Genomic DNA, 17,114 nt, shown 5'->3' with positions numbered 1-17,114 from the left:
TTCTCCTTGAGCAAAGGGTTGTCAAAGAAAAGGAGAAAGGATGGAAGCCAGCGATTCTTTTGCTGAACGGACTACATTCATGCTGGAAAGAGCATCCCCGTTCAGCGGCTTGGATTCGGCCAGGTCCACTGCCAATTCCCTTTCAACATCTTTTATAAATGTCCGGTCAAATACGGTGCAGTTCATTTCACTATTTAAAAAACAACTGCGTTTATCAAAATTAGCCGTACCGATATCACACATTATATCATCGATCAGTATCACTTTAGAATGGTAGAACCCTCTTTGAAATTGCATGATTTCAGCCCCGTCTTTTATTAGTGCCCGAAAGTAGGGAAAAGAAGCTTCTTTTACAAGGGCATGGTCTGAAATTTCAGGTACGATGACCGTAACGGAAACATTGCGTGCAAGGGCTTCCCTCAATTCCTGAAATAAAGTTTCACTGGGAATGAAGTATGGAGTCCCGATAATGATTTTTTTAGTCGCTTGACGAATCATGTGTGTCAGTGACTGTTCAAGATCACTGCCATTCGTGACGACAAACTGATGGGCCTGCGTCCCGGGAGTCAATGTCGGAAAATAGGAAGGTGTTCCTCTGTAATCCTCATTTGTATCATAGAACCAATCCGAGAGGAAGACTTCCTGAAGGTCCTTTACACCCTCCCCGGTCATTTTTAAATGGTAATCCCTCCATGGGTTCAACTTCTCCCCTTGGTTTATATACTCCTTACCGATATTAAAGCCGCCAAGATAGCCGATTTTTCCATCTATCACCGTGATCTTACGGTGATTTCTTTTTTGTATAGTATAAAAAAGGAAGGGGAGTTTCGGTTTAAAGCTGAAAGAAAAGTGAACGCCGCTTTCAGTCAGCTCCTGAATGGTCTGGCGGGACATCTTTTTACTCCCTATCCAATCGACTAAAAGCCGCACTTCCACGCCCTCTTCCGCTTTTGACTGCAGTAACTTCAAAAAGTCCTTGCTGAATTTATCATTTTTCACTATATAAAAAAGGATATGGATGGAATCCTGAGCTTGCCTGACTTCCTTGATATAATCTTCAAACAGGATTTCCCCTGATGTGAATACAGTCATTTCGCTGTTACGAGGCGGATATTTAATGTTGGTTGCGTGCTTCAAATAACGCTTATGCCCTACCTTAAGATCAACCCAGCACCACGTGAAGATCAATAAAAATATAGAGGCAATCGTAGTGATTATCTTCAAAAAAACCCCCCCTAAATGATTATATTTAGTTTGGCTCTAATTCCCTGTCAGTAACCATTAAAAAGTGGGAAAGGGCCTTCATTTTTTTATAATGCAGAAGGGTAATGCATGGATTTGTCGAATTATATAGTTAAGGGGCAGAAAAATTAAATGGTTTTTAAAAGAAAAAAGTTGACTGAATGCTCATTCATTATATAATGGAATTAATCAAATTTCAGAAAAATGCCAAATTTCCCATAATGATACCTGGCATTTTGCAATTTACTAAAGAGGGGGAAAGACTGCATGGAAATGAATGGTTTACTGTGGATCAACTTAGTTGCATTCCTGTTTGTAACCGCTTACGCCGCCGGTTTGTTTGTCTATTTGATAAAGACTCGTATTGCTTATATAAAACTTGGCAAAAAAGTGGAATTCGATAACCGTGTGAAAGATCGTCTTGTCAAAATAGGGATTTATGTATTTGGACAGAAGAAGCTCTTTAAAGATAAAAAGAGCGGGATCATTCATGCTCTGTTATTTTATGGTTTCATCTTAGTGCAATTTGGCGCACTTGATTTTTTCGTTAAAGGCTTAAGACCGGGGTGGCATTTACCGTTTGGCCCTGTTTATCCGGCCTTTACATTCTTCCAGGAAATTGTGACGCTTACCGTTCTTGTTGCAATCCTATGGGCGGCATACCGCCGTTATGTCGAAAAGCTTGTTCGCTTGAAAAGGGATTTCAAAGCAGGTTTGGTTGTCATCTTCATTACCGGTATCATGATCACCGTATTGCTGGGGAATGGAATGGGGATGATCTGGCATGGACACGATGCAACCTGGTCAGAGCCAGTCGCATCGAGCATCGCATTTCTATTCGGCTGGATGGGGACAACAGCGGCAACCGTCGTTTTTTATGTAGCTTGGTGGCTGCATTTACTGATCATATTATCTTTCCTTGTTTATATCCCGCAATCTAAGCACGCTCACTTGATTGCCGGTCCTATAAATGTATTCCTTAATCGTCTGGATAATCCGGGGAAATTGAAACCGGTTGATTTGGAAGAAGAGATATTCGACAAAGAAGGCAATCAATATTACGGTGCCAAATATATCGAGGACTTGACGCAATATCAAATGGTGGACCTCTATGCTTGTGTGGAGTGCGGTCGCTGTACGAATATGTGCCCTGCTACAGGTACCGGGAAAATGCTGTCCCCGATGGACATCATAATCAAGATGCGTGACCATTTAACAAATACAGGCGCTGCCGTTACAACGAAGCAGCCATGGGTGCCGTCTTTTGTTTTTGGAAATACGAAGGGAAATAAGATCGCTTTGGCTGGTGCCGCGCAGGGGGCGCAGGAATCAGCTGCAGCAACAGAAGCTTACAGTCGGAGCCTGATTGGCGAAGTCATTACGGAAGAAGAACTTTGGGCTTGCACCACATGCCGGAACTGTGAAGATCAATGCCCGGTTATGAACGAACATGTCGACAAAATCATTGATATGCGCCGTTATCTAGTTCTTACTGAGGGCAGACTTGATCCCGATGCACAGCGTGCCATGACGAATATCGAGCGTCAAGGGAACCCGTGGGGATTGAACCGTAAAGAGAGAGAAGATTGGCGAAGCCTTCGGGAAGATGTCAGCGTCCCAACCGTGAAGGAATTAAAAAAGGCAGACGAAGAATTCGAGTATTTATTTTGGGTGGGTTCAATGGGGTCTTACGATAACCGAAGCCAGAAGATTGCCCTTTCCTTTGCTAAATTATTGAATGAAGCGGGCGTCACATTTGCAATTCTCGGAAATAAGGAGAAAAACTCAGGGGATACTCCACGGCGATTGGGTAATGAGTTTGTGTTTCAGGAACTTGCCATGAAAAATATTGAAGAATTCCAGAAGAATGAAATAACGAAAATCGTGACGATCGATCCGCATGCATACAATATCTTTAAGAATGAGTATCCGGATTTTGGTTTGGAAGCGGAAGTGTATCACCATACTGAGCTGTTGGCCAAACTTGTCAGTGAAGGCAGGCTGGTGCCGCAGTATCCGGTGAATGAGACGATTACATTCCACGATTCCTGTTACTTGGGAAGGTACAATGAAGTTTACAGTCCGCCGCGTGAAATCTTACAATCCATTGATGGAGTGAAACTTATTGAGATGGAGCGTAACCGTGAGAAGGGTATGTGCTGCGGAGCTGGAGGCGGTTTGATGTGGATGGAAGAAGAAACTGGAAACCGCATTAATGTGGCCCGTACCGAACAAGCGCTGGCCGTCAGTCCAACAGTGATCAGCTCAGGATGTCCTTATTGTTTGACCATGCTATCTGATGGGACGAAGGCAAAAGAAGTTGAGGAAAATGTTAAAACGTATGATGTAGCTGAACTACTCGAAAAAGCGGTCATTGGTGAAAATAAATCGATTGCCTCTTAATTTTAAATGGAATTGCCTGCTTCCTCTAAATGAGATTCAAATGGAAGCAGGCAATATTTTCAATATTTACAAACTAAATATTTTCATTTTTGAGAAAAATGTGTAATATAATATAATATTAAGCGCTTACAACACTATTTTTTTAACTCCAAATTGAGCGAGCGTTCAATCAATGTTACTTATAGGGGGAAATAATGATGGCGAAAACAGTGATTATTAGCGGTGTGAGAACACCTTTTGGTAAATTCGGCGGTGGCCTTAGCAGTTTGACGGCTTCACAACTTGGCGGAATAGCAATCAAAGAGGCACTTGTTCGGGCAGGGGTTGAAGGCAGCCAAGTGGACGAGGTCATCATGGGGAATGTGCTTCAAGCAGGCCAAGGCCAAATACCGTCCCGCCAGGCAGCCCGTCATGCTGGATTGCCTTGGGAAGTGAAAACGGAAACTATTAATAAAGTATGCGCATCAGGACTTCGCAGTGTCACATTGGCTGATCAAATCATTCGCTTGGGTGAAGAAGAAATCATTGTTGCCGGCGGTATGGAATCGATGAGCAATGCACCTTATATTCTTCCGAAAGCAAGGTGGGGCCTAAGGATGGGTGATGGGGAACTGAAGGATACGATGATATCGGATGGACTTAGCTGCAGTTTTACGGGTGTCCATATGGGGACTTACGGTAACAGTACAGCCGAGGATCTTGAAATCACCCGTGAGGAACAAGATAGCTGGGCTTACGAGAGTCACCAAAAAGCGATAAAAGCAATCGATGGCGGAATTCTTGCAGAAGAGATCATTTCCGTACAGGTGCCGGTCCGAAAAGGCGAACCAATTACCATCGAACATGATGAAGCCCCAAGAAAAGATACATCTGCCGGAAAGTTGGCTAAACTAGGTCCGGCTTTCAATAATGAGGGGACCATTACGGCGGGTAATGCACCAGGTGTCAATGACGGGGCGGGTGCACTCGTATTGATGAGCGAGGAACGTGCGGAAAAAGAAGGGAAGACGCCTTTTGCCTATATTTTAGCTCATGCAGAAGTGGCAGTGGAAGCAAAGGACTTCCCTAAAACGCCAGGTCTGGTCATAAATGAACTTCTGAAGAAGACAGGTAAATCGATAGAGGAAATTGATTTGTTTGAAGTGAATGAAGCATTTGCAGCGGTTGCATTGGCCAGTGGCAAAATTGCCAACATCGAGCCGGGAAAAGTGAATGTAAACGGAGGGGCTGTAGCTTTAGGCCACCCAATCGGGGCGAGTGGTGCCCGCATCATCATTACGCTGATGCATGAACTGAAACGCCGCGGAGGGGGATTGGGCATCGCAGCGATCTGTAGTGGCGGCGGTCAGGGAGATGCCATTTTAATAGAAGTGCCTAAGCAAGGATAATAGTTTCATAGATAAATGAGGAGGGATATTCCCATGGGCATTCAAAAAGTGATGGTCATTGGTGCGGGTCAGATGGGATCTGGCATTGCCCAGGTCTGTGCAATGAGCGGTTATGAAGTTCTTTTACACGATTTAAAAGATGAGTATGTAGAAAAGGGGTTAGGGACTATTACCAAAAACCTATCCCGGCAGGTTGAAAAAGGGAAAATGGAATCCGAGGAGAAGGATGCAATCCTTTCCCGGCTTACTTCCTCAACGAATTTGAAAAATGCAGCTGCGGTAGATTTAGTGATTGAAGCGGCAGTGGAAAACATGGAAATTAAAACAAGAATATTCGCCGAGTTGGATGAAATCACGCCCCGTCACGTCATTCTTGCATCCAATACTTCTTCGCTTCCGATTACCGAGATAGCCGCTGCCACGAAAAGGCCGGAAAAGGTAATTGGCATGCACTTCATGAACCCCGTTCCAGTCATGAAGCTGGTTGAGGTCATCCGCGGCCTTGCTACGGCGGATGAAGTTTATCAAGAGGTTGAAAAGATGGCGGAATCCTTGAATAAGGTACCTGTGGAAGTCAATGATTTTCCAGGTTTTGTAGCGAATCGGATTTTAATGCCGATGATCAATGAGGCCATCTTTACACTTTATGAGGGCGTCGCTACTAAAGAAGCGATCGATGACGTAATGAAACTGGGAATGAACCATCCGATGGGCCCGCTTACGCTAGCTGACTTCATCGGCCTGGATACATGCTTGTATATAATGGAAACCCTTCACCACGGACTGGGAGACGATAAATACCGGCCGTGTCCGCTGTTAAGGAAATATGTAAAGGCTGGGTGGTTAGGAAAGAAATCAGGACGGGGCTTTTATGAATATAACTAATCTTGGAAAGATGTGCAGCCAGGGAGGGATGAAGGATGGAGTTCAAGTTTACCGAAGAACATGAAATGATGCGGAAAATGGTAAGCGCTTTTGCGGAGAAAGAGATCACTCCTCATATCGAGGCAATGGAAACAGGCGTGTTTCCAAAAACGATTCTGCAAAAAATGGGTGAGCTTGGTTTGATGGGAATTCCGATTTCAGAAGAATACGGTGGCGCGGGTATGGACTTCATGTCATATATCATTGCCATCAATGAGATTTCCAAAGTAAGTCCCACTCTCGGTGTCATACTGTCGGTTCATACATCTGTTGGCACAAATCCAATCGTTTATTTTGGAACGGAAGAGCAGAAGCGGAAGTATGTGCCTAAGTTAGCCGCTGGTAAAAATTTAGGGGCCTTTTGTTTGACTGAGCAAAGCTCAGGTTCCGATGCTGCGAGTTTGAAATCGAAGGCAGTAGCAGTAAAGGAAGGCGGACAATATCGGATAAATGGGTCCAAGGTTTTCATCACCAATGGCGGGGAAGCGGATGTGTTCATTGTTTTTGCTTCAACCGACCCACAAAAGGGAAGCAAGGGAATCTCTGCTTTTGTCGTAGAAAAAGGGACGCCAGGCCTAATCATCGGTAAAGACGAACGTAAAATGGGCCTTCATGGCTCGAGCACCGTGCAGGTAACATTTGAAGATATGAAAGTCCCTACAGCCAATCTCCTTGGCAAAGAAGGTGAAGGTTTTAAGATCGCCATGGCCAACTTGGATGCTGGAAGGATCGGGATTGCCGCTCAAGCGCTGGGAATTGCTGAGGGTGCTATGGAACATGCTGTCCAATATGCAAAAAGCAGGGAGCAATTCGGAAAACCAATTGCAGAACAGCAAGGGATCGGTTTCAAACTGGCCGAAATGGCAACGAGTATAGAAGCTTCAAGGTTACTTGTCTATCGAGCGGCATATTTACGCTCACAGGGATTGAAGTGCGGTAAAGAGGCGGCAATGGCTAAGCTATTCGCTTCGAGGACGGCTGTTGATGTGGCGATAGAAGCAGTCCAGGTGTTCGGAGGCTATGGATACACGACGGAATATCCTGTCGAACGATATTTCAGGGATGCAAAGGTAACTGAAATTTATGAGGGTACAAGCGAAATACAGAGAATGGTCATCAGTAAAAGTCTATAATTACGAGAAATTTAGGAGGTATTGCCATGCAATTCAAACTAACGGAAGAACATGAAATGATCAGGAAAATGGTGCGCGACTTTGCCCAGAATGAAGTGGCTCCGACTGCTGCCGAGAGGGATGAAGAAGAACGATTCGACCGTGAAATCTTCGATAAAATGGCTGAACTTGGATTGACCGGGATTCCGTGGCCTGAGGAATACGGCGGAATTGGAAGTGATTACTTAGCGTATTGCATAGCGGTTGAGGAACTTTCCCGCGTTTGCGCTTCTACTGGGGTGACTTTATCAGCCCATACTTCGCTCGCAGGATGGCCGATATATAAGTTTGGCACTGAAGAACAAAAACAAAAATACCTTCGCCCGATGGCACAGGGTGAAAAAATCGGTGCATATGGCCTGACTGAGCCTAGCTCAGGCTCAGACGCCGGAGGGATGAGAACGACTGCAAAGCTTGTGGGTGATGAATATGTTATCAGCGGTTCCAAAATCTTCATTACGAACGGCGGGATTGCGGATACATATGTCGTCTTTGCATTGACAGATCCTGAATCGAAGCAAAAAGGAACGAGTGCTTTTATCATTGAAAAGGACTTCCCGGGCTTCAGTGTTGGTAAAAAAGAGAAGAAGCTTGGAATCCGTTCATCACCGACTACGGAAATCATCTTTGATGAGTGCCGTGTTCCTAAAGAAAATCTCCTTGGAAAAGAAGGGGAAGGCTTTAAAATCGCGATGATGACGCTTGATGGCGGCCGTAATGGAATTGCAGCCCAGGCTGTAGGGATAGCCCAAGGTGCATTGGATGCCGCGGTTGATTATGCAAAAGAGCGCGTCCAATTCGGCAAGCCAATTTCTGCACAGCAAGGAATCGGTTTTAAATTGGCGGATATGGCAACGGGTGTTGAGGCTTCAAGGCTATTAACCTATCAGGCTGCCTGGTTGGAATCAGTGGGCCTTCCTTATGGGAAAGAGTCGGCCATGTCCAAACTTTTTGCAGGAGATACAGCAATGAAAGTGACGACGGAGGCCGTACAGGTTTTCGGGGGCTATGGATATACAAAAGATTATCCGGTGGAGCGGTATATGCGCGATGCGAAAATAACGCAGATTTATGAAGGTACACAGGAAATTCAAAAGCTGGTCATCTCACGGATGGTTACTAAATAGGGTTGAAACTGCGGTTTTCCGATGAGGCTCTGCCTTTACCGGAATTCCCTTTTCAATTTCTTCAGAATATCAATGGTTGAATGATGGGCTTTCAAAAGGAGTTTGGAAATGGAAAAAAGAGAGGTTCTTGCATCTGTAAAGGATGAGCGGCTGGTTGAAAAAAGGCGTACTCAAATGATTAAAGGAGCGGTGACCCTTTTTAAAGAAAAGGGATTTCATCGTACGACTACCAGGGAAATTGCCAAAGCGGCAGGCTTTAGCATTGGCACATTATACGAGTATATCCGGACCAAGGAAGATATTTTATATCTCGTTTGTGACTTTATCTATGATGAAGTCCAGGAAAAGCTTCAGAAGGAAATAGAACAGAGTGATGGGACACTTGAAAGCTTGAAGTTGACGATCGCCTATTTTTATAAAGTGATGGATGATATGCAGGACGAAGTTCTTGTCATGTATCAGGAAGTGAAAGCCCTGACGAAAGATGCTTTACCATATGTTCTGAACAAAGAACTTCGGATGGTGGGCATGTTCGAAAAAGTGATAACGAAATGTGTCGAAAATGGGGAGCTATCATTAACGGAAAAACAAATAAGCCTTGTTTCACATAATATTTTCGTACAGGGACAGATGTGGAGTTTTAGAAGATGGGCTTTGCATAAACAGTACACGCTTCAAGAGTATGTTGAACTGCAGACGCAATTATTGATTCAAAATGTATCGGGTTCCAAAAAGCACTGATATAAATAAGTTTCAATAAGGAGGAGCTAAATGAGTACAGTTGAGGTGTATAAACCGAAGAACCATATTAGATTCGTTACAGCTTCGAGTTTATTTGATGGACATGATGCATCCATCAATATAATGAGGAGAATCCTTCAGTCCAGCGGGGCGGAAGTTATTCACCTAGGTCATAATCGTTCGGTGGAAGAAATCGTGAATGCGGCCATCCAGGAAGATGTCCAAGGCATAGCCATGTCATCTTACCAAGGCGGACATGTGGAATATTTCAAATATATGTATGACCTGCTGATGGAAAAGGGAGCCGGGCACATTCGGATTTTTGCCGGCGGTGGCGGGGTCATCATCCCTAGGGAAATTAAAGAACTCCATGATTATGGGATTGCCCGTATCTTTTCACCTGATGAAGGGCGGGAATATGGGCTTCAAGGAATGATAAACGTTTTGATGGAGGAGTGTGATTTCTCGACAGTCAAACCATCTTTACAGGAACGTTTTGATGAATTGATTGCCGGGGGAACGAATGCCATTGCCCAATTCATTACCTTTGCCGAAAATAGACTCGATGTTTCACAGGAATCAGCGGCAGCGGTGGAGAGTCTTTTTGAGCAGATCAAGACTTCAGAAAAGAAAGTTCCTGTTCTGGGAATCACGGGGACTGGCGGAGCTGGAAAAAGTTCATTGACTGATGAATTGATACGGAGGTTCATTAACGAAATTCCGGACGAGAGAGTCGCCATTCTATCCGTAGACCCGACCAAACAGAAAACGGGAGGTGCCCTGCTTGGTGACAGGATCAGAATGAACTCGATCTTTTCAGAGCGTGTTTATATGCGGAGCCTAGCCACGCGCCATTCAAAAAGTGAGCTGTCTTTGGCGATAAAGGATGCCATTTCCGTCGTGAAGGCAGCAGGCTTCGATTTAATCATCGTTGAAACGAGCGGGATCGGTCAGGGCGATGCAGAAATCGCCGAAATATGCGATGTATCCATGTATGTAATGACGAGTGAATTCGGTGCCCCTTCGCAACTTGAAAAAATTGATATGATTGATTATGCAGACTTGATAGTCATTAACAAATACGAGCGCAAAGGTTCCGAGGATGCAAAAAACCAAGTGCAAAAGCAATACCAAAGAAGCCGTACGCTTTTTGATCAAGATCCATCTGAAATGCCAGTATACGGTACAATCGCTTCCCAATTCAATGACCCAGGCACCAATGCATTATTCGCTGCACTGATTGAAAAGCTTAATGAAAAATCAGGAACGGCTTGGAGTACGGCCTTTTCGAAAGAAGCGGATGTTTACAAGCAAAATGTCATCATTCCCACTGACCGCCGGTATTATTTACGTGAAATCAGTGATACGGTCAGATCGTATCATAAGCGTGCCGCTGAACAAGTGCGTATTGCCCGGAGGCTTTTCCAGCTTGAAGGAGCCATTGATGCGGTTAAGGAAAATGATAATGATGGCGATATGGTGGCTTCTTTAGAAAAACTGAAAAAGGAAACCGCTTCGAATTTATCACCTGAATCTAAAAAAATCCTTTCTGGATGGATGGATTTAAAAGAAAAGTATGCAGGAGAACAGTTTGTAACGAAAGTCAGGGATAAAGAAATCGTCACAAAGCTGAAAACGAAAAGTTTATCAGGGTTAATGATTCCGAGAGTATCACTGCCGAAATATGTGGATTATGGAGAGATTTTGGGATGGGTATTTCGTGAGAACGTTCCGGGCTTCTTCCCTTACACAGCGGGAGTCTTTCCATTCAAGCGTGAAGGGGAAGACCCGAAGCGGCAATTTGCCGGTGAAGGATCGCCCGACCGTACCAACAGGCGTTTTCATTATTTATCAAAGGATGATACTGCTAAACGGCTAAGCACGGCTTTCGATTCAGTAACTTTATATGGCGAGGACCCTGATCACCGCCCTGATATCTATGGAAAGGTAGGGGAAAGCGGAGTCAGCATCTGCACGTTGGATGACATGAAAAAGCTGTATGCAGGTTTTGATCTTTGCCACCCCTCAACCTCTGTATCCATGACAATCAATGGACCGGCACCAATCATTTTGGCCATGTATATGAATACGGCAGTCGATCAGCAGATTCAACGGAAAGAAGAAGAGCTAGGCCGTCCCCTTACAGACGCCGAAGCTGAAGAAGTGCAGGCTTATACGCTTCAGACGGTACGCGGAACTGTTCAGGCGGATATTCTGAAAGAGGACCAAGGCCAGAATACATGCATTTTCTCTACGGAATTTGCTCTAAGGTTAATGGGCGACATTCAAGCCTATTTCATTGATCGGAAAGTCAGGAACTATTACTCTGTATCCATTTCTGGCTATCACATTGCAGAAGCGGGTGCCAACCCAATTTCACAGCTGGCTTTTACATTAGCGAATGGCTTTACTTACATCGAATATTATTTAAGCCGCGGAATGAATATTGATGACTTTGCCCCGAATTTGTCATTCTTTTTCTCAAATGGGCTCGACCCGGAATATACGGTGATCGGGAGGGTGGCAAGAAGGATCTGGGCGACAGTCATGCGGGATAAATATGGTGCGAACGACCGCAGCCAGAAGCTCAAATATCATATACAGACTTCCGGGCGCTCGCTTCATGCCCAAGAAATTGATTTTAATGATATCAGAACGACACTTCAAGCTTTAATGGCCCTGCAGGACAACTGTAATTCCCTGCATACAAATGCGTACGATGAAGCCATTACGACGCCTACTGAAGAATCCGTGCGCCGGGCAATGGCCATCCAAATGATCATTACGAAGGAGCATGGTCTCTCAAAAAATGAAAACCCGATGCAAGGTGCCTTCATCGTGGAGGAATTGACGGATCTAGTCGAAGAGGCCGTCCTGCAAGAGTTCGATCGCATCAATGATCGTGGCGGTGTGCTGGGTGCAATGGAGACGCAGTATCAGCGCGGGAAAATCCAGGATGAATCGATGCATTACGAAATGAAAAAGCATACGGGAGAATTGCCGATCATCGGTGTCAATACGTATTTGAATCCAAATCCTCCTTCCGAAGAAGCGGTGAACAGCATGGAAATTGCCCGTGCAACCAAGGAAGAAAAGGAAGGGCAAATCATAAATCTCCGGGCATTCCAGGAAAGGAATAAGGAGTTCACGGATGAAGCGTTAACTAAACTGAAATCGGCAGCCATGAATGGGGAAAATATCTTTGCTGAGCTCATGAACTGCGTGAGGGTGGCCAGTCTGGGTCAGATAACGAGGGCGTTATATGATGTAGGCGGTCAATATCGAAGAAATATGTAAACTTAGAAGGGGGCTCCGAACGTTTAGGGGCCCTTTTTTTATATAATTTCCGTCTTTTTTAACAAAATGAAGATTTTACCTTATAATTATTTGGAAAAGGGGCAAAAATGAAGAATCAGCCCTACTGGAGTTGAGAAAATGAACCTGAAAATGATTGGGTTGATCATAGGTTACATTCTTGCCATCATTTTTTTATTTGAGCTGTATGAGCATCAATTGGGAGCCATTTCTTTTTTTATCCTGACTGTTGTCTTTTTTGCGGCAGCCTATCGTCAGAAATCGAAAAAGAAAAAAAGGAATGATCTTTAGCTTTTGGTTTCCTGTGAATGATAGACAATAAGGTAAATCTGTGAAAGTATCATATAGAACTAGCATAAACCCATTTAGATTGTTTATAATGGAGTATATGTCTAGCAGGAATTGTCGTTATTTTATCGAACTACTGTTTTAGATTATTTTTTTATGTGAAAAAACATGGAATTCAGTGTTTGAATAGAGAAGGGAAGTGCGGAATTTGAGTTTAAAACAATACTCAAAAGAGCAATTATTGGAAATGTCCTTAATAGAGATGGCATATGATTTGTTAGTTGAAAGAAATGAACCGATTCCATTTAAAGACTTAATTAGTGAATTAGCTTCACTGCACCATTTATCCAAAGCGGAAGTGGAAAAGAAAATTGCCCAATTCTATACGGATTTAAATGTGGACGGCCGTTTCACTTCACTTGGAGACAACCGCTGGGGATTGAAAACATGGTACCCGGTTGACCAAATCGAAGAAGAAGTCGTACATGTTGTAAAACCTAAAAAGAAAAAGAAAGCCAAAAAGGCTGCTGTCGTCATCGATGATTTCGATGAACTCGAAGACGAAGACCTTGACTTTGAAGAAGATATCGATGATCTGGACGAGGATGAAGATGACGACGATGATGATAATATTCTAGGTTCTCCAGTCATCGACGAAGTGCTTTTGGATGATGACGTGGATGATGACGACGATCTGGAAGAAGAAATAATCGAAGATGATGCATTTGTCCTGGAAGATGATGAGGATGAAGACGAAGATGACTTGGATGACTTGAATGAAGAGGATGAGAAATAAATAATCGCCCTTGACTTTTTAAGGCGAAATTTGTAGAATCATTTTTGGGCTCCTTAAAAAAGGACACAATGATTAAATTATATCGCTCCCTTACTTTTTTGTAAGCGGAGCGTTTTTGTTTTTAATGATGGAATGAATAAATGACATCATTTTTTTATTTTTAAAAATGATTTCTCGTAGAATTGTAAAAACTATAGAGAACATATTTATGTTAACTGTCATTTAAGGAAGTTTATTCTTGTTCATGTATCCTGCATGACTCTCACTAAAGACCTTTAAGTGATTAATGGTTTGTACTGGTTACGGTTTTTAGCTTTTAACCGCTCATGTGGCGGAAGATTTGATTCAGGTTCCGATCTAATGATGTGAAGAACTGAATTGGAAGAAAACATTCTATTAGGAGGATATAAGATGACAAAATATATTTTTGTGACAGGTGGAGTAGTTTCTTCCTTGGGAAAAGGGATTACGGCCGCTTCTTTAGGCAGATTATTAAAAAATAGGGGATTGAATGTTACGATCCAGAAGTTTGACCCTTATATCAACTTGGATCCTGGTACGATGAGTCCATATCAACATGGTGAAGTGTTTGTAACGGATGATGGTGCTGAAACGGATTTGGATTTGGGGCACTATGAGCGTTTCATCGATATCAACCTTGGTAAACACAGCAATGTGACTACAGGCAGAATTTATTCGACCGTCCTGAGAAAAGAACGCCGCGGCGATTATCTAGGTGGAACGGTTCAAGTCATTCCCCATATCACGAATGAAATTAAAGAACGGGTTTTCCGTTCAGGCAATGAAACGAATGCCGACATAGTCATCACTGAAATTGGCGGTACTGTAGGGGATATCGAGTCTCTTCCATTCCTTGAAGCGATTCGCCAAATCAAGAGTGATATCGGCATCAATAATGTTATGTATATCCACTGTACACTGGTTCCTTACATCAAAGCTGCAGGTGAAATGAAAACAAAACCGACACAGCATAGTGTTAAAGAATTACGCAGTCTTGGCATTCAGCCAAATATCATCGTTGCACGTACAGAAAGCCCGATTTCACAAGATATGAAGGATAAAATCGCTTTATTCTGCGATATCGATAAAAATTCTGTTATCGAATGTCTTGATGCAGATACACTTTACTCCATCCCTCTAGCGCTTCAAGCACAAAATATGGACCAAATCGTTTGTGATCACTTGCAATTGGACTGTGGCGAAGCGGATATGGAAGATTGGAAGGAACTAGTCAAAAAGGTTACTTCTTTATCAAAGAAAACGAAAATCGCTTTAGTCGGAAAATATGTTGAATTGCAAGATGCTTATCTTTCTGTAGTGGAAGCACTTAAGCATGCTGGTTACGCATTTGATGCAGATGTTGAAATCGACTGGGTGAATTCCGAAGATGTAACTAAAGAAAATGTTGCAGAACTTCTTAAAGATGCAGATGGAATCCTTGTACCTGGAGGTTTTGGAGATCGTGGAATCGAAGGGAAAATTGCAGCGACTGAATTTGCCCGCACGACAAAAAAACCATTCTTCGGAATTTGCTTAGGCATGCAGTTGGCGTCCATTGAGTATGCACGCAACGTCCTGGGATTGCCAGAAGCACATTCAGCTGAAATTAAGGAGGATACTCCTGATCCAATCATCGATCTTCTTCCTGAGCAGAAGGATGTAGAAGATTTAGGCGGAACACTGCGTCTTGGTCTGTATCCATGTAAGCTTATCGAAGGTACTAAAGCATACGAAGCTTATAATGACGAGGTTGTTTATGAACGTCACCGTCACCGTTATGAATTCAATAACCACTACCGTCAAGCTATGGAAGAGGCAGGATTCGTGTTCTCCGGTACAAGTCCAGATGGTCGTCTAGTCGAAATCATTGAACTGAAAGATCATCCTTGGTTTGTGGCTTCCCAATTCCATCCGGAATTCACGTCACGTCCTAACCGTCCACAGCCGCTATTCCGCGATTTTGTCGGTATGTCATTAAAGAACGGCGAAAATCGATAATAAACAAAAAAACAGCCCATGTGGCTGTTTCAGACTGCAGGCAAACTTGAAGAAAATCGAGTTTGCCTGCAGTTTTTTTATGGATTGTACTTAGGATGTTGATGGCCCCTCTAAGCTCTGCTACGCGCTTTCCCGCATGAGTCCCGCACACCCGCTCCAATCAAATTTGTTTTAACATTTAGAGAGTGGTCAGTGGGTTCGGGAACATCATTTGATAAAGGTTATTTTTTTTGAACCTTTTTTGGATGAATTCATCATTCTTCATCTTCATATTCTTTTATGATTTCTTCAAGAGTGAATTTAATTCCATGATAAGCGAAAAGAGCGGTAAGGAGGGTAGGGTACCCATATCGATTTCCGGTTTCATCGGGAATCAATCCCCGTTGGATGCGTAAATCAATATGTACGTCAGCCAACTCCAAAAGAGAATCTTCTTCGGAAGGGACGGATGTAGAAACCGCAACAAATGGGATATCTTTTTCCTTGAGTTGTTTTGCCAGCATCAATGCTTCTGAATCGTCCGAATGGCGGCTGAATATAAGAAATCGATCTTCCTTGGAAATTGTTTCACTTAAATCATAGCTTTTTGCCTTAGGAAAGGGTTCTTCCCCATTCAATGCCTCGGCAGTGACGCCCTGCATTTCACCAAAACCGTGAATGAACACAGAACCGTCCCCAACCACAGCCTGAGCCAGCAGGCGTCCGGCATCCTCCATTTCAAAGGCTTCATTTTCAATCATTTTTTTAAATAAACCGCTTATCTGTGTCGAGAAAATTTTTAACATGATCAGGGACTCCTTTAAAAAATAATATACTTATTATAAAGGACTTTCCTTTGCATTGACAGGTTTCAGGGCTTTTGGTCCAAAGGGCTGAATTGACTAAATCGGTCGAAAAAACAAAAAAATTAAAATTCCTTTTAGCCATACAGCAGGAATTTTGTTACAATTATCGAATATGAACATAGATATCATGAATGAATAAATGCGTTGGTCAAGTAATTTAACGCAATCTATGTAACTACCCTTTTTCGGGTAATATGGCCGAATAGGCTAATATATTTAATGGATGAATCGGGAAGGGGAGAGGTGATAAAATGCCAGGGAAAATATTGATTGTTGATGATCAATTCGGGATTCGTATTTTATTGAACGAGGTGTTACATAAAGAAGGGTATGAAACATTTCAAGCAGCTAATGGCATTCAAGCCTTGGAAGTGCTAAATAATCATTCACCCGATCTTGTATTGCTGGATATGAAGATTCCGGGAATGGATGGCATTGAAATCTTGAAAAGGATGAAAGTCGTCGATCCGGACATCCGGGTCATAATCATGACGGCATATGGTGAACTTGATATGATTCAAGAAGCAAAGGATTTAGGGGCAATGACACACTTTGCAAAGCCGTTTGATATTGATGATATTAGAAAAGCCGTTCGTGAATACTTACCGATTCAATCCAGTTAACGGTCTTGAAAATTTAATATTATTGACGGGGAAATTGCCGCGGCTATCTTTTTTTAGATGGGCCGTGTTTTTTTGGAATAAAATTTGAGACATGGTACAGTTGTAATTGTTGCTGTTTTTTTGATGTATTGATATGCTAAAAGAGAAGAGATATTCTGAATTATAAAGCGTATGCTACTTTGGTTTTAGGGAATATCTAGAAAGAATTAACTTTAAAAATAAACATCCACT

Annotated in this window: 13 protein-coding genes; 11 read left to right on the top strand and 2 right to left on the bottom strand. The window is 43.0% G+C overall.

Going from position 1 to position 17,114, the window contains the following annotated elements:
* Positions 1-21: 21 nt before the first annotated feature.
* On the bottom strand, positions 22-1,224 hold the full coding sequence (gene cls / locus J7I90_RS13945) for a cardiolipin synthase (RefSeq protein ID WP_251025281.1): 1,203 nt from the start codon (positions 1,222-1,224) through the stop codon (positions 22-24).
* A 291-nt stretch (positions 1,225-1,515) separates the two neighbouring features.
* Here cls and J7I90_RS13940 point away from each other — a divergent pair, with 291 nt between their 5' ends.
* The 10 genes from J7I90_RS13940 to J7I90_RS13895 all read left to right on the top strand — a co-directional run bounded on the left by J7I90_RS13940 (position 1,516) and on the right by J7I90_RS13895 (position 15,415).
* The gene (locus tag J7I90_RS13940) at positions 1,516-3,645 is read left to right on the top strand and encodes a (Fe-S)-binding protein (protein WP_214772613.1); all 2,130 of its coding nucleotides are present in this window, start codon (positions 1,516-1,518) and stop codon (positions 3,643-3,645) included.
* A 197-nt stretch (positions 3,646-3,842) separates the two neighbouring features.
* Complete coding sequence (locus J7I90_RS13935; RefSeq protein WP_214744521.1) at positions 3,843-5,033, top strand: acetyl-CoA C-acetyltransferase; 1,191 nt, start codon at positions 3,843-3,845, stop codon at positions 5,031-5,033.
* A gap of 33 nt (positions 5,034-5,066) precedes the next feature.
* Entirely contained in the window at positions 5,067-5,918 is an 852-nt protein-coding gene (locus tag J7I90_RS13930; RefSeq protein WP_214772386.1) for a 3-hydroxybutyryl-CoA dehydrogenase, read from the top strand.
* Positions 5,919-5,953: 35 nt separating this feature from the next.
* Entirely contained in the window at positions 5,954-7,090 is a 1,137-nt protein-coding gene (locus J7I90_RS13925; protein WP_214772384.1) for an acyl-CoA dehydrogenase, read from the top strand.
* A 26-nt stretch (positions 7,091-7,116) separates the two neighbouring features.
* Positions 7,117-8,256 carry an acyl-CoA dehydrogenase gene (locus tag J7I90_RS13920; protein WP_034315870.1) on the top strand — a complete coding sequence of 380 codons (1,140 nt, stop codon included), beginning with the start codon at positions 7,117-7,119 and terminating at the stop codon, positions 8,254-8,256.
* 108 nt (positions 8,257-8,364) lie between these two features.
* Complete coding sequence (locus tag J7I90_RS13915; protein WP_095396251.1) at positions 8,365-8,997, top strand: TetR/AcrR family transcriptional regulator; 633 nt, start codon at positions 8,365-8,367, stop codon at positions 8,995-8,997.
* A 30-nt stretch (positions 8,998-9,027) separates the two neighbouring features.
* Positions 9,028-12,294, top strand: coding sequence for a fused isobutyryl-CoA mutase/GTPase IcmF (icmF, locus tag J7I90_RS13910; RefSeq protein ID WP_214772381.1), 3,267 nt, complete (start codon positions 9,028-9,030; stop codon positions 12,292-12,294).
* 138 nt (positions 12,295-12,432) lie between these two features.
* Positions 12,433-12,603: a hypothetical protein gene (locus tag J7I90_RS13905; RefSeq protein ID WP_214772379.1), complete on the top strand. Its 171-nt coding sequence runs from the start codon at positions 12,433-12,435 to the stop codon at positions 12,601-12,603.
* 205 nt (positions 12,604-12,808) lie between these two features.
* Positions 12,809-13,396, top strand: coding sequence for a DNA-directed RNA polymerase subunit delta (gene rpoE / locus J7I90_RS13900; RefSeq protein ID WP_214772377.1), 588 nt, complete (start codon positions 12,809-12,811; stop codon positions 13,394-13,396).
* A gap of 411 nt (positions 13,397-13,807) precedes the next feature.
* On the top strand, positions 13,808-15,415 hold the full coding sequence (locus J7I90_RS13895; RefSeq protein WP_214772375.1) for a CTP synthase: 1,608 nt from the start codon (positions 13,808-13,810) through the stop codon (positions 15,413-15,415).
* Between the two features lie 254 nt (positions 15,416-15,669).
* Here J7I90_RS13895 and J7I90_RS13890 read toward each other — a convergent pair whose 3' ends face one another.
* On the bottom strand, positions 15,670-16,200 hold the full coding sequence (locus J7I90_RS13890) for a DUF2529 domain-containing protein (RefSeq protein ID WP_063595704.1): 531 nt from the start codon (positions 16,198-16,200) through the stop codon (positions 15,670-15,672).
* Positions 16,201-16,511: 311 nt separating this feature from the next.
* Here J7I90_RS13890 and J7I90_RS13885 point away from each other — a divergent pair, with 311 nt between their 5' ends.
* A complete protein-coding gene (locus tag J7I90_RS13885; protein ID WP_034315860.1) occupies positions 16,512-16,883 on the top strand; it encodes a response regulator in 372 nt (123 codons plus the stop codon).
* The last annotated feature ends 231 nt before the right edge of the window (positions 16,884-17,114 follow it).

Origin of the sequence: Bacillus sp. ISL-57, from assembly GCF_018613135.1 — a bacterium.
Lineage (GTDB): Bacteria > Bacillota > Bacilli > Bacillales > DSM-1321 > Peribacillus > Peribacillus frigoritolerans.
Note: the sequence above shows the minus strand (reverse complement) of the source record. Positions and strands in the feature narration are given on the sequence as shown.

Bases quoted from the DNA above. Each gene is read 5' to 3' on its own strand.
- J7I90_RS13935 (WP_214744521.1), top strand. From the start codon at position 3,843: ATGGCGAAAACAGTGATTATTAGCGGTGTGAGAACACCTTTTGGTAAA.
- J7I90_RS13940 (WP_214772613.1), top strand. From the start codon at position 1,516: ATGAATGGTTTACTGTGGATCAACTTAGTTGCATTCCTGTTTGTAACC.
- J7I90_RS13885 (WP_034315860.1), top strand. From the start codon at position 16,512: ATGCCAGGGAAAATATTGATTGTTGATGATCAATTCGGGATTCGTATT.
- J7I90_RS13895 (WP_214772375.1), top strand. From the start codon at position 13,808: ATGACAAAATATATTTTTGTGACAGGTGGAGTAGTTTCTTCCTTGGGA.
- icmF (WP_214772381.1), top strand. From the start codon at position 9,028: ATGAGTACAGTTGAGGTGTATAAACCGAAGAACCATATTAGATTCGTT.
- J7I90_RS13905 (WP_214772379.1), top strand. From the start codon at position 12,433: ATGAACCTGAAAATGATTGGGTTGATCATAGGTTACATTCTTGCCATC.
- J7I90_RS13930 (WP_214772386.1), top strand. From the start codon at position 5,067: ATGGGCATTCAAAAAGTGATGGTCATTGGTGCGGGTCAGATGGGATCT.
- J7I90_RS13890 (WP_063595704.1), bottom strand. From the start codon at position 16,200: ATGTTAAAAATTTTCTCGACACAGATAAGCGGTTTATTTAAAAAAATG.
- J7I90_RS13920 (WP_034315870.1), top strand. From the start codon at position 7,117: ATGCAATTCAAACTAACGGAAGAACATGAAATGATCAGGAAAATGGTG.
- J7I90_RS13925 (WP_214772384.1), top strand. From the start codon at position 5,954: ATGGAGTTCAAGTTTACCGAAGAACATGAAATGATGCGGAAAATGGTA.
- J7I90_RS13915 (WP_095396251.1), top strand. From the start codon at position 8,365: ATGGAAAAAAGAGAGGTTCTTGCATCTGTAAAGGATGAGCGGCTGGTT.